A 12,437-nucleotide genomic window follows, 5' to 3' on the forward strand; every position below is an offset into this window, starting at 1 on the left:
CTGTTATTTTTGTAGAAAAGGCGGCAGCAGCTTGCGCCGCTCCCGCCTTAAAATATTTTTGCTCTATTTTGCACCACAATTTAGCGTTTACACAAAATTTGGGATTGACCCTATTGTCGTTTACAAATGAAACTTTTTTTGGAGAAAGCAGAGATTGGATGATTTCCTTTGCAAATTTCTTGCTTACCGTTGTATCCCATTCCGCCAGTCGCACAATCTCTGCGATGTTGGCTTCAAAATCAAACGAAATCTCGCCCCACTCGCCGTCGTTGTCCACCTGATACAGGTAGACAGCGGCGGCGATTTTCTTTTTGCGTTTGGTCTGAGATTTGCGTTTCAGCCGGATCATGTGAAGCACTCCGGCTTCTGTCAGCAGACAGGCCAAATGCTCCACGGCTTTACGATAGGCCCGTTCTGCACCACTGGCTGTGCTGCCCTCAAAGAGGACTGCCAGTTCTTCAAAGGTCAACCGGGTGCTGATGGGACTGACCCGTCCACAGGTCATACAGATGGCGTTTCTCTTTTCCAAAAGGGTCTGTTCCCGGTAATTCAGCTTTTCAAACGTTTCTCGGACAGCTTCAGCCTGGATGCCGTTCCATAGAATCTCCGCATAGTTCCAATGGTCATCCCGGCTGACATCCTCGCCGGTTTCTTCGCTGTCCTCGTCCTGTACGGTCTGGTAAAACGGAACACGGCTTCGGTTTTGCTTGGCCAACGCCAAAAACTTCGCTGCGGTTTCACTTGAGCAGCTATGTTTCTGGGCATATTTCTGGATCGCCGCCTGCGCAGACTGGCCGGATTGATTATAGAGCCAAGCAATCCCACGCACAGCTTTGTACTCATCCACATTTTCAAAGGAACCGGCCTCCTCCTGCATCCGGCAGGTCAAAAGGGCATTCCCGATAAAATGATAGGCATAGGTCAGAAAATCCGCCCCTTGTGCGGGATCGTATTCCTGGAGACAGTCCAACATGGCAAGCACACATTCCATTTTGTAGTCCAAAAAGCGTTCTGGGTTATAGCGATCCAGCCCCTCCCGCAGCAGGAAACGGCGAATACGACCATTAAGCCGATTTTCATAATGGTGCAGGAAAAAGGAAAACCAGCACAGTTCTTGGCTCTGCACAGCCTTGATAATATAATCATTCAGATTTTCATGGGCTGGCGGTTCCGGGTCAAGCTGAAAGATGCGTTCCACTTCCAGCATGGTCAAGCCCTTGGGTTCCGTCAGGAAGCTGTATTTGGCACAGTAGCCGGACAGCTCCCATGTCCACGCTGTATCCATTTTCCCTCACCACCTTTCTGATATTTTGCTGCTTATTTCTTTTGTACGGCCTTCAAAAGTGCATCTTGGGTCATTTCCTGCTCATAGACAGTGCTGGCATAGCGCTGATCAGAGAGCGCACGGAGCATCTTATCTTTTGCCAGCTTTTTCATAGCTGCTGCCGTTTCTTCATCCAGCTTTCCACGGCGGGTGCTTTGCAGGATGGTGTTCATCCGGCGGGTATAAATGGCCTTGATGGGGTGATCGTCTGCAAGCTCCCGCTGCTCCCGGCCTCTCAGATTGCCGATTTGTCGGCAAGTCCGTCCCCGCTGGTCGCCGGGGGCCAGACCACCGCAGTATTTGGTATGCCGTGCATCAATGGTAAGAAACCATCTACCGCAGATGGGGCATTTCTTAGGTGCATGGCCCACACAAAGCCCCTCAAACAGATCGGAACGGAACATTCCCACAAAGGAGACATAGTGCATCCGCTTGACCAACTGTGGCTCCGTCTTTCCAGGCCGAACGGCGGATACATACTGCACCGAAGCATTGGTTAGGGTCATCCAGGCCGGGTTATCCAGCGACAGAGTTGGCTCACCTTTGAAGAACTGTCCGAACATTGCAGCATAACCGTCCGGAGTACGGTCATAGTCTGGATCATTCAAGCGCTCTGCAAATTTCGTCAGAGCCTCCTTGTATTGCCCCAGAGAATAGCTCAAATGCCCCAGCACCTGCGCTATTCGGACGAGCATGGTTGCCTTGCTATGCTGACCAGTCAAGGCACAGATCAGCTGCTCCTGCTGGGTAAGCTGCAAATAGGCTTTTGCGTCCTCCATATATTCTTCGGAAAAGATGGCTGCAAGTTTTTGCTCAAAATAGCTTTGATTCAGTCGGGAGAAGGGTGGTGTGACCTGCAAAAAGGAGATGATCTCGCCAGCGGCCTGCTGTACCTGCGGCAGCAGCTCCATATCCACGGAACCGGTGTTCATCCCCTGAAGCAGCTGGTTCAGCACATTGCAGGGAGTATCCAGCTTTTCAATGGTGCTGTCTGGGATGTTCAGCACCTCGCAGCCAATGGTTCCTGTGGGCATGGCACACCCCTCATAGGTCACGGCATCCTGCCAGAAATCCAGCGATAAAACCGCATGGTTGATGATCTGATCCATCTTCTCCCTCCTGTCATGTTTTTCTATTTTCATAATAGCACACAATTAAATTCTTGTCATGTTTTTTGAAAACGGCCTGTCATGCCATTAGCCTGTTTTTTTTCAGTTTTCCCCATAACCTATACAGAGGGGTGAAAAAACTGCCCCATCAAAAAGGAAATGGAGGGAATCTGTATGAATCTGTTTGAAGCGGTGAAAGCCAGTATCAACACACCGGAAGCAGCGCAGATGTGAAGCAGCGCAGATGTATGGAATCAATGTCAACCACCATGGCATGGTACTGTGTCCGTTCCACAATGACCGTCATCCGAGCTTATATGTATCGGATGACCACTACTACTGTTTTGCCTGTGGGGAACACGGGGATGTGATCGACCTGACCACCAAGCTGTTTGACCTTCGGCTGTATGATGCGGCCCGAAAACTGGCATCGGACTTTCACCTTGCGCCGGACAAGCCCTTGCCGGAAGCCATTCGCCGGAAAATCAAACACAAAACCAAAGCACAGCAGCTTCGTGAGAACGAGCGGCTGTGCTTTTCTGTTTTGAACGAGTATCGGCGGCTACTCCTGGATTGGGAAAAACGGTATGCACCGCAAGTGCCGGAAGATGTACTGGACGAGCGGTTTGTAGAAGCCTGCCACCGATTACCCTGGGCAGAGTATCAGCTGGACATCCTGCTGCAAGGCGATTCTTATGAACGAGGCGAAGTCGTGAGCGAACTAACGGCAGACGGGTACATCCGCAAATTGCAGGCCCACCTGAGAGAGGAGCGATACCATGAACAACCCTGTTTGGATTGATGATAAAGGGAAAATCATCGAGCCGGAATATTGCCGGGATTTCCTGTCCCGGCATCCAATGCGCTGCATCAATGATCGCTTTTATACTATGGATGGCCCGTTGCCGGATGAAAGCAAATTGAAGCGGACAATTTATGAGGAAATCTCGCTCTGGCTTCATGCCAAGGTCGCACAGACGGTGGAGCAGGTGATTAAGGCGTTGAAGCTGGCTGCATACACAGACCCTCTTCCCCTGCAATGTGACCGCATCCATGTGGCGAACGGCACTTATTTTCTGGACGGTACATTCACAGAGGAAAAAGAGTATTGCAGCAACCGTCTGTCGGTATCCTATCGGGCAGATGCTCCTTCACCGGAACACTGGCTGTGCTTCCTTTCGGAACTGCTGGAGCCGGAGGATATTCCCGCCTTACAGGAGTATCTGGGCTACTGCCTGATTCCATCCACCAAAGGACAGAAAATGCTCATGCTGATCGGCAAGGGCGGCGAGGGCAAAAGCCGGATCGGTGTGGTGATGAACGCTATTTTTGGGCTCAACATGAACACCACTTCCATCCAGAAGGTAGAAAACAACCGCTTCGCCAGAGCCGACCTGGAGGGCAAGCTTCTGATGGTGGACGATGATCTGGACATGAATGCCTTGACCAAAACCAACTATGTAAAATCCATTGTGACAGCAGAACTGCGAATGGATTTGGAACGGAAGAAAGAACAGAGCTATCAGGGGCTGCTGTATGTGCGTTTTCTCTGCTTCGGCAACGGGGCATTGACTGCACTTCACGACCGCAGCGACGGTTTCTTTCGCCGCCAAATCATTCTGACCACCAAGGACAAACCTTCGGATCGGTTCGATGACCCGTTTCTTGCTGAGAAATTGATTGCCGAAAAAGAGGGAATCTTCCTTTGGATGCTGGAGGGACTGCGGCGGCTGATCGCCAATCACTATCACTTTACCATTAGCCAGAGAGCCAGGGACAATATCTCTTCCGCAGTTCGGGATGCCAACAACATTCTGGACTTTCTCGATTCTGAGGGTTATGTGGCATTCAAAGCCGATTATGAAGCCAGCACCAAAAATCTGTATGCAGCCTATAAGCGGTGGTGTGAGGACAACGCAGAAAACCCACTGTCCCCAAAGAGCTTCGCAAACCAGCTCAGCCAGAATGCAGAACGCTACAATTTAGAGCCGGTCAATAACCTGCACATCGGCGGTGGAAAACGGTGTCGGGGATATATGGGTATTTATGTCCTGCTCTCGCCTATGGAGTTGTAATGAAACTTCAAAACCTTCTGTTCGTGCGTTCATGCGTTCCTGACCGGGTACAGCCTGTGGAACGAAGGAACGCACGAACGCAAAAAATCGAAGTTCATTTTTTATTGTTCGGCTCAGAGGGCGCTCTAAAATCCGCACTTTCCAATCAATGGTTGTGCAAACAGTGAAAAACACCTACCATAAACAGAACACAAATCATCATTCGGTGATTTACAGAACGGTGATGGTGGTATGCGGTAAGGTGGCTATTTTCACGGTTTTGCTTGCAAGCCCACCTAATCGCAAAGTCGATGGGGTGTTGCTCTGGACAGCTCTTCACAGGCGCAGTTCTGAGCGATTTTTGAGAAGTAATTAAGATTAACTGTACCGTGCAGCGTGTATGCTCCACGGTAAAACCATTTCATGAAAGAATGAGGTATTTTCTATGAAATCCAATTTGAGAAATGAAATCAAGTCGTACATTGTACGTTCCGGGTACACGATGCAGGAAGTCGTTGACAGGCTTTCTGAGGATTACGGCTGGAGTGACAGCGTTTCCAACCTGTCAAACAAGCTCCAGCGGGAGTCTCTGCGGTATGTGGAGGCGGTACAGCTTGCCGACGCCCTTGGCTATGATCTCGTATGGCAGAAACGGAGGGACAAATAATGTCCACCGTTCTTGCCCGTCGTATCTCCCGTCCCCATGGCAATACCGCAGTATTGCTGTGGACAGGTGGCGAAAACATTCGATTTTTCGCTGCCGCCGGATGGCTGATGTTTCGCAAAACATCGGCTGTCCGGGCTGAACAACAGGAAGCGATGCAGACGGTTTCCGGGCAGTTCAGCAGTGGTCATCGCAATGACCGCAATTCCCCCTCGGAGAGCCCACGGCACTTTGCAGCCCTTCGGGATGAAAGTGTCATAGTGGGTTATTACACTTCCCGCAGGAAGTGCATCCCCGTCCCCCAGCCGTCTGCCGCACAACAGAAAGGAGCTGATTTGTATGGCCAGAAACGACGGAATCGACCGCACCTTTGCCCGTAACCAGGACTTGCCCACCCTTGATGATGTGGCGAAGGTGCAGGAGCATAACGAACGGGAAAAGGACAGCTACTCCAACCAGGATATTGATACCACCCAAACCTACCGGAATATCCACTTCAAGGCTCCCACCGACAGCTATGCCGCTATGTTCGATCAGATGATTGCCGATGGTGTCATCTCCACCCGTGGTCTGAAAGCCGATGCGGTGAAATACGGGGAACTGATTTTTGATGTGAACTCCGCTTACTTTCACAATCACGGCGGATATGAATATGCCAAGCAGTTCTACACCGACGCATACAAAGCCGCCGTGGAAATCGTGGGCGGTGAGCAGTATATTCTCTCTGCCGTCATGCACGCCGATGAGCGTAACCGAGCTATGTCGGAAGCTCTGGGGCAGGATGTGTATCACTACCACCTTCATGTGGTCTATGTTCCGGTGGTAGAAAAACAAATTCTTTGGTCGAAGCGGTGCAAGGATAAGTCCCTTGTGGGCACGGTCAAGGAAACGATTATGCAGGTCAGCCGGAGCAAAAAGTGGGAATCCAAAGTTGCTCTGGATGAACAGGGCAATCCGCTTCTGACCTCCAAGGGCAAGAAAGTCCTGCGGACATCGTACAGTGTCCTGCAAGACGACTTCTTCAATTATATGAAAGCTGCCGGATATACCGATGTGGAGCGTGGAGAGCGTGGCAGCACTGAAGAACATCTGACTGTGACCCAGTTCAAGGTGGCACAGGAGCAGCAGCGGCTGGAAGATGTGACCGCCCAAATCGCTCAGACGGAGCAGGCACTGGACACCGCACAGGCTGCTGTTGAGAAAAAGCAGAAGGAGCTGCAATCCCTGCAAAAGCAAACAAAAGAACAGCGCACTGCCGCCATGACCGTACAGGAAATCCGCTCCCTGGGGAAAAAGACGATTACCGGCAATATCACTCTGACCCCATCCGAGTGCAGTATGCTCAAGGATTATGCGGTCAATGGGATTCTTGCCAAGGCGGAAAACAGCCGTTTGGAAGAAAAACTGCAAAGCGCACAAAAAAGTGCCGCTGTCTGGAAACAGCGATATGAGTCGCTGAAAGAACAGGCACAGCCCTATCTGGAAGCTATCAAGCTCGCACCCGAAAAGGTGCGGGCTTTTATTGACGCCATTTTAACCCGGACCCGGCAAACAAGGCAGCACGATCAACCTTCCCGCCGCAAATCGCAAGATATGGAACTTTAACAGAAAGGAATTTTTGCTTATGACCAATCTGACAACAAAACTCAATAAGCTGATGCTCGATGATTCTCCTTCGGAAAAGCTGATTAACGCTTGTGCTGAAATCGATATTGAATCCTGCTTTGACCCGATTTTTGAACCGCCGATTGATTTTCTGGAAGAATGCCGGAAACGCTGGGAAAACCTAATGAATCCTTTTACAGGTACGGTAGAACGAAAAATCGGAAATACCTGGTATCTGCTGGAGACTGTATGTGACGGAAATGAGCCGCTTACCCACAAGGTAAAACGGCTCATTTTCTCGGATAAGGAGGCGCTTTGTTCATGACACAGACTCAAATTCATGCTACAATATCACCATGCACACCGATTCTGTCAGCTGACCCAACCGTAAAGGAGGACGCTATGTTGGATCAGCAGAAAATCACCATCCTGTACTGCCGCCTCAGCAATGAGGATGCACTGGATGGAGAATCAAATTCGATACAGAATCAAAAAGAGTTTTTAACCCGGTACGCAGCCGAGCATGGCTACACCAACCTGAAAATTCTGGTGGATGACGGATATACGGGAACCAATTTTGACCGCCCCGGCGTGCAGGAAGGTTTTGCACTGGTTAAGCAGGGGCTTGTCGGTTGCTGGCTGGTCAAGGATCTTAGTAGGTTTGGCCGAGATTACCTGACCGTTGGACAGTACACGGACATCATTTTCCCCAGCTACGATGTGCGTTTTATCGCCGTCAATGATGGTGTGGACAGTGAGCGGGGCGACAGCGACGGCTTTGCCGCTATCCGTAATTTGTTCAACGAATGGTATCCACGGGACACCAGCAAAAAAGTCCGAGTCGTATTCCGGCAGAAAGGCACCAGCGGAAAGCATCTGGGAAAACCGCCCTATGGTTATCGCACTGACCCTGCCGATAAAGACCATTGGATCATTGACGAGGATGCCGCCCCAGTAGTCAAGCGCATCTTTGACTTGGCCATTGACGGCAAGGGGCCGGAACAGATTGCCCGTATACTGGAGAAGGATAAGGTGTTGACTACCAAGGCGCTGTATGCCAAACAGTCGGAAGACCATCCTGACCCAAAAAAGCGTAAGAAAATGCCGGAGCGCCCTTACCATTGGATTGGTCAATCGGTTGCGGGTATTCTGGAACGGATGGAGTACACCGGCTGTACCTGCAATTTCAAGACCTATTCCAAGTCCTATAAGCTGAAGAAGCGGATTCCCAATGCCATCGAAGATATGTGTATCTTCCCTGATACGCAGGAAGCAATCGTTTCTCAGGCTCAGTGGGACAGGGTGCAGGAGTTGCGAAAAAACAAACGCCGTCCCACAAAAGCGGAACGGCAGGGATTGTTTTCTGGGCTTCTGTTCTGTCCTGATTGCGGGAATAAGCTGCACTTTGCTACCTGCAAGAGCTTTGACGGCAAGCAAGACCATTATGTATGCTCCAGCTACAAAAGCGGCCGAGGCACCTGTTCTGCACACTATATCCGGGAAGATGTACTTCGAGAACTGGTGTTGGAACGCATCCGTGCGGTCAATGCCTATATCCGGCAGGATGTGGAAGGCTTTCAGGAAGAATGGCTGCAATGCCGCCGTTCCGATCAGGAACGCAGCATCCGTGAAGATCGGAAGCGAGTGGAGCAGGCCAGGAAGCGGCTGACTGACCTGGATGTTCTTCTGTCCCGACTCTATGAGGATTTCGTCCTGGGCGATCTGAGTAAGGAGCGGTACAAGAAAATGACCGCCGATTACGAGGCAGAACAGGAGCGGTTAAAACTCGAAATCGAAGTGACGGAAGAATGGCTGGAAACACAGGAAACCATGAATGCAGATGTAGATGCCTTTGTCGCCCTGACCCAGAAGTATGTGGATGTGCCGGAATTGACACCTACGATAGTCAATGAATATATCAAGAAGATTGAGGTGTTTGCGCCGGACAAATCCAGCGGCAAGCGTGTACAGAAGGTAAAAATCTATTTCAACTTTGTGGATGACGTAGAGATTCCTGTGATTTCCGAGCCTGTTGTTGCGAAATCTACCCCTGGACGCAGAAAAACGGCGTGACCATTATGGTCACACCGTTCTCTGCCCCTCGCAAAGCTAAATAGTACCTTATCACTATTAAGCCTTGATTCTACGGGGCTTTTCCGGTTTGTCGTAATTATACCGTAAGGGCACACTTTCGCCACCCTGTCCCTGGAAAACGGGATGGATGTGAAGACCCTATCCACCATCATCGGCCACGTCTCCTCGGCGACCACACTGAACACCTATACCCACATCACCGATGAGATGCGGCGGAAAGCTGCCCTGAACATCGACCAGGGGATCGCAAAGGCGGAGGTGCAGCCGGAGCCGGAGCGGCAGGCAACTGTCGAGCCGGAGCAGCAAACCTTTGTGCCGATAGAGCTGCCCCGCCGCAGGCCTGGTACCGGGTGTGTCAGCCAAATCAACGAACATCTCTGGGAGGGCCGCTACTCCCCGGTGTGGCCGGACGGCAAAAAGCGGCCCCGCAACGTCTATGCCCATACCCGGGAGGAGTGCGAAGAAAAGCTCAAAGGGCTGATCCTGGAGATGAAGGCGGAGATCGCCGCCCTTCGCTCTGGGGCGAGCACGGAGTATCCCGACGGGGTAAATCCCAGAAAGAAGGCCATCGCCGCCTACCTGCGGGAACACCCGGATGTGACCAACAAGGCCAGGATTGCCAGGGAACTGCACATGAACCGCTCCACGGTGCGCCGGTACTATGATGAAGTCCGGGCGGAGGCTCAACAAAAGAGGTGATAAAATCGTACTGGGACGGCGGTTGTGTCAAATTCCAGATTGTACCTCAATGGCTGCCATGGTATGATAGTACTTACCCTTTCAGAAACGCGCCCCAGAGTGGATGGACAGGATGGAGAAGGATATGAGAGAAGTTGATCCCAAAAGCACACCCCGGGCCCTGGCCTTTGAGCTGTGGAACAAGGCTCCCATGCCGATGGTAACCCTGATGAAGACCCTGGATGTCACCCCGTTGGTGCACCTCAGCCGGAAACGGAACTATAAATTCAATATGCTCCTGTGCTGGTGTATCGGAGTAGCTGCTGCCCAGACGGAGGACTTCTACCTGCTTCCTGTGGGTGACAAACTAATGCAGTACGATAAGCTGGCTGTCAATACGGTGGTGGCCACCCGGGACGGCGGCATCGCCACCTGTGACCTTCCCGTTTCCACTGACCTGGAGCAGTTTGACCGGGACTACCGAAGCCTCACGGGGCAGGTTTACGAAAGCGGAGAGAGCTATGAACTGGGCGAGGACTATATGGTCATCGGAACCTCCGCTCTGGCGGGGTATGAGATCGACGGTGCGGTGAATATCTACGCCGGATGCTACAATAACCCATTTCTCATCTGGGGCAAATACCGGAAAAAGTGGCTGCGCGCCACCCTGCCGGTGTCCTTCCAGTTTCATCACACCCAGATGGACGGCATCCCTGCCGCTGCCTTTTTGGAACGGCTGCAGGGAGAAATCCGGCAAGTGGGGAGGAAAAACCGATGACGGAACAAATCAGATGCAGTTGGGCCAACCCAAAGAATCCCCTTTATATTCACTACCACGATGAGGAGTGGGGCGTCCCGGTTCACGACGACCACAGGCTGTTTGAAATGCTGATCCTGGAGAGCTTCCAGGCCGGACTCTCCTGGGAGTGCATTCTCAACAAGCGGGAGGCCTTCCGACAGGCCTTTGACAACTTCGACCTGGAGAAGGTCTGCGGCTACGGCCAGGAGAAGCTGGAGAGGCTGATGCAGGAGCCCGGCATTGTCCGCAATAAACTGAAAATCCGTGCCGCCGTGAGCAACGCCCGGATTTTCCGAACCATCCAGCAGGAGTGGGGCAGCTTTGACCGCTACCTCTGGCACTGGACGGAGGGGAACACTGTCTATGAGACAGGCAAGGTCAGCTCCGCGCTTTCAGACACGGTTTCCAGAGACTTGAAGCGCCGGGGCATGAAGTTTGTTGGGACGGTCATTATCTATTCCTATCTCCAGGCGGTAGGGGTCATCAATTCTCACGAGGAGACCTGCTTTTGCAGGACGTGCACCTGCTCCAAATCATAGACAGTTACAGCCGAAAGAAGGGCGCTCCCTTGTGAAAAGGAGCGCCCTTCCTATGGTCAAACAGAAAACCTGACTGTGGTATTTATGAGGTCAATTTTTGACCCGAAATTCCGCAACAAAAAGCAAGAAAAATCTGTCGTTTTATTACGAAAATAGCAGGTTTTTGGCCTAGCTGCCATTAAAAGGCCTGCGGATAGTATCGATGGTTAACAAGCAGCAAACAATTCCAAATTGCTATCCTTGTTACGCTCGCTCCATCGAACTACTTTTGCTTCGTAATTTAAAAACGCATCCTCGATCCCTTTGGCAACATTATTTTGGTCGTTCAAAATTACAATCAACTGGCTATCGTTCCTTCTTGCAGGTTTGGTGTCATTCCACGCAAACAAAATATTTCCCATGTTCGATTTGTTTGGGTTATTAACGGCCTGACAAAGCCTTTCTGGCTTTGTTTTGCTTCTTTGCAACAAGAAATCATAGTTGTGAGAAAAACCAGAAAGCCCTGCAAATTGAACATTTTCCGAATAAAAAATATCTTTTTCTGCAAAAAAATCCTGTATGTCATCAAGAAAGAGAGAACTCACTTTAGCCTTAGAAACAGTGAACATATCATCAATGCGCAACATGGCTTGAATGAATAGATGCTTTTTCTGTGCAAAAGAATTAGCAGGGGTCTTACAAATCAATTCATCGCCATCAAGTCTTACACCATACTGATTCAAGATCCGTTGCAAATGTTTTTTTCGTGTGGGCGTGAATTGAAATCCCCCCATTTTCAAATTGCGAATTGTAGCGCTATCATCTGTAAAGTAAATATCATCACCAATTTGGCGCACATAGATTTGAAGATAGTCATTTGCACTATCCAAATAAGGAGTTGTAATCTCGTAATATTCTCCTACTTTTTCGAATGTGATCTCCTGCTTTAGCCATGCTGCGTAATCATCAATAAGTTTTTGAATATCCAAGATTAACCCTCCTTCCATTACAATAGTTCGAGTTGATAGTTGATGTTCGGTTGCTCAACAACATTAAACTTGGTTAAAAAAGCGATTGTGTTGTCTACAAAAGTATCTTCATGGATATCTTCTGCTGGAAAAGCATAAGTGCGTCCATATTCTTCCGTGTATATATGCCAATGGCTACCACAGATTTTTTCACCATTTGGGTTACGGTGAACATTAGACGGGTTAATATGAAGTTCCAACAACATTGTTCCATCCTTTTTAATACGAGCACCAATGTTGTACTTGAACGGTTGGATTTTTCCCCGGTATATTTTTATTGAAAAAATATCCTTTTTAGTATCTCCGATGACATCAAATTCTTTCTCGTCACCACGAGTAGGGAAATCCAATTCGGCAATCAGAGAACGCTTTGTCATATCAAGTAGCCTACGAGCTTCTGCATTGGTAAGTTTAGGAACGCTCATCCGATCACCTCCTTATTTTAATCAGTTTCAGCCATGAGCAAAACTCCAAAAGAGTAGTAATTGCAATGGTTTCCGGTCATGGCTGAAACCGAAAATCACTCATATGATATAGAAAGCGGAGCCCCATTCTGGTAAAATT

General features: G+C 50.1%; 13 protein-coding genes. 9 read left to right on the forward strand and 4 right to left on the reverse strand.

Going from position 1 to position 12,437, the window contains the following annotated elements:
• Both ACTNBK_RS15405 and ACTNBK_RS15410 read right to left on the reverse strand, forming a co-directional pair.
• Window positions 1-1,285: hypothetical protein (locus tag ACTNBK_RS15405; RefSeq protein WP_441147437.1), on the reverse strand; the 1,285-nt coding region annotated here is incomplete at its 3' end.
• 32 nt (window positions 1,286-1,317) lie between these two features.
• Window positions 1,318-2,433 (reverse strand): DUF6076 domain-containing protein, encoded by a 1,116-nt coding sequence (locus tag ACTNBK_RS15410; RefSeq protein ID WP_441147439.1) that lies wholly within the window; start codon window positions 2,431-2,433, stop codon window positions 1,318-1,320.
• A gap of 274 nt (window positions 2,434-2,707) precedes the next feature.
• Here ACTNBK_RS15410 and ACTNBK_RS15415 point away from each other — a divergent pair, with 274 nt between their 5' ends.
• The 9 genes from ACTNBK_RS15415 (at window position 2,708) to ACTNBK_RS15455 (ending at window position 10,866) form a co-directional block, all read left to right on the forward strand.
• The gene (locus tag ACTNBK_RS15415) at window positions 2,708-3,235 is read left to right on the forward strand and encodes a CHC2 zinc finger domain-containing protein (protein ID WP_441147455.1); all 528 of its coding nucleotides are present in this window, start codon (window positions 2,708-2,710) and stop codon (window positions 3,233-3,235) included.
• Window positions 3,213-4,508: a DNA primase family protein gene (locus tag ACTNBK_RS15420; protein ID WP_441147441.1), complete on the forward strand. Its 1,296-nt coding sequence runs from the start codon at window positions 3,213-3,215 to the stop codon at window positions 4,506-4,508. Before ACTNBK_RS15415 ends, ACTNBK_RS15420 begins: the two co-directional genes overlap by 23 nt.
• A 424-nt stretch (window positions 4,509-4,932) precedes the next feature.
• Window positions 4,933-5,154 (forward strand): LLM class flavin-dependent oxidoreductase, encoded by a 222-nt coding sequence (locus ACTNBK_RS15425; RefSeq protein ID WP_055080156.1) that lies wholly within the window; start codon window positions 4,933-4,935, stop codon window positions 5,152-5,154.
• Between the two features lie 336 nt (window positions 5,155-5,490).
• A complete protein-coding gene (locus ACTNBK_RS15430) occupies window positions 5,491-6,756 on the forward strand; it encodes a plasmid recombination protein (RefSeq protein ID WP_441147444.1) in 1,266 nt (421 codons plus the stop codon).
• Window positions 6,757-6,775: 19 nt separating this feature from the next.
• The gene (locus tag ACTNBK_RS15435) at window positions 6,776-7,081 is read left to right on the forward strand and encodes a hypothetical protein (protein WP_040212687.1); all 306 of its coding nucleotides are present in this window, start codon (window positions 6,776-6,778) and stop codon (window positions 7,079-7,081) included.
• The gene (locus ACTNBK_RS15440; protein WP_441147446.1) at window positions 7,078-8,829 is read left to right on the forward strand and encodes a DUF4368 domain-containing protein; all 1,752 of its coding nucleotides are present in this window, start codon (window positions 7,078-7,080) and stop codon (window positions 8,827-8,829) included. Before ACTNBK_RS15435 ends, ACTNBK_RS15440 begins: the two co-directional genes overlap by 4 nt.
• A 144-nt stretch (window positions 8,830-8,973) precedes the next feature.
• On the forward strand, window positions 8,974-9,549 hold the full coding sequence (locus tag ACTNBK_RS15445; protein ID WP_441147448.1) for a hypothetical protein: 576 nt from the start codon (window positions 8,974-8,976) through the stop codon (window positions 9,547-9,549).
• 124 nt (window positions 9,550-9,673) lie between these two features.
• Entirely contained in the window at window positions 9,674-10,306 is a 633-nt protein-coding gene (locus ACTNBK_RS15450; RefSeq protein WP_441147450.1) for a CatA-like O-acetyltransferase, family 2, read from the forward strand.
• Entirely contained in the window at window positions 10,303-10,866 is a 564-nt protein-coding gene (locus ACTNBK_RS15455) for a DNA-3-methyladenine glycosylase I (RefSeq protein ID WP_441147452.1), read from the forward strand. Before ACTNBK_RS15450 ends, ACTNBK_RS15455 begins: the two co-directional genes overlap by 4 nt.
• A 206-nt stretch (window positions 10,867-11,072) precedes the next feature.
• On the opposite strand, the gene ACTNBK_RS15460 is transcribed toward ACTNBK_RS15455, so the two are convergent.
• Entirely contained in the window at window positions 11,073-11,834 is a 762-nt protein-coding gene (locus tag ACTNBK_RS15460; protein ID WP_162612203.1) for a DUF1829 domain-containing protein, read from the reverse strand.
• Window positions 11,835-11,851: 17 nt separating this feature from the next.
• On the reverse strand, window positions 11,852-12,298 hold the full coding sequence (locus ACTNBK_RS15465; protein WP_087347816.1) for a DUF6978 family protein: 447 nt from the start codon (window positions 12,296-12,298) through the stop codon (window positions 11,852-11,854).
• Window positions 12,299-12,437: the final 139 nt, after the last annotated feature.

This window comes from Intestinimonas sp. HCP28S3_D6 (assembly GCF_052065695.1).
In the GTDB taxonomy this organism is placed as follows: domain Bacteria; phylum Bacillota; class Clostridia; order Oscillospirales; family Oscillospiraceae; genus Intestinimonas.

Excerpts from the sequence above, each read along its gene's own strand:
- ACTNBK_RS15415 (WP_441147455.1), top strand. The coding sequence starts at position 2,708 with ATGGTACTGTGTCCGTTCCACAATGACCGTCATCCGAGCTTATATGTA.
- ACTNBK_RS15445 (WP_441147448.1), top strand. The coding sequence starts at position 8,974 with ATGGATGTGAAGACCCTATCCACCATCATCGGCCACGTCTCCTCGGCG.
- ACTNBK_RS15435 (WP_040212687.1), top strand. The coding sequence starts at position 6,776 with ATGACCAATCTGACAACAAAACTCAATAAGCTGATGCTCGATGATTCT.
- ACTNBK_RS15410 (WP_441147439.1), bottom strand. The coding sequence starts at position 2,433 with ATGGATCAGATCATCAACCATGCGGTTTTATCGCTGGATTTCTGGCAG.
- ACTNBK_RS15430 (WP_441147444.1), top strand. The coding sequence starts at position 5,491 with ATGGCCAGAAACGACGGAATCGACCGCACCTTTGCCCGTAACCAGGAC.
- ACTNBK_RS15425 (WP_055080156.1), top strand. The coding sequence starts at position 4,933 with ATGAAATCCAATTTGAGAAATGAAATCAAGTCGTACATTGTACGTTCC.
- ACTNBK_RS15455 (WP_441147452.1), top strand. The coding sequence starts at position 10,303 with ATGACGGAACAAATCAGATGCAGTTGGGCCAACCCAAAGAATCCCCTT.
- ACTNBK_RS15420 (WP_441147441.1), top strand. The coding sequence starts at position 3,213 with ATGAACAACCCTGTTTGGATTGATGATAAAGGGAAAATCATCGAGCCG.
- ACTNBK_RS15450 (WP_441147450.1), top strand. The coding sequence starts at position 9,674 with ATGAGAGAAGTTGATCCCAAAAGCACACCCCGGGCCCTGGCCTTTGAG.
- ACTNBK_RS15465 (WP_087347816.1), bottom strand. The coding sequence starts at position 12,298 with ATGAGCGTTCCTAAACTTACCAATGCAGAAGCTCGTAGGCTACTTGAT.
- ACTNBK_RS15440 (WP_441147446.1), top strand. The coding sequence starts at position 7,078 with ATGACACAGACTCAAATTCATGCTACAATATCACCATGCACACCGATT.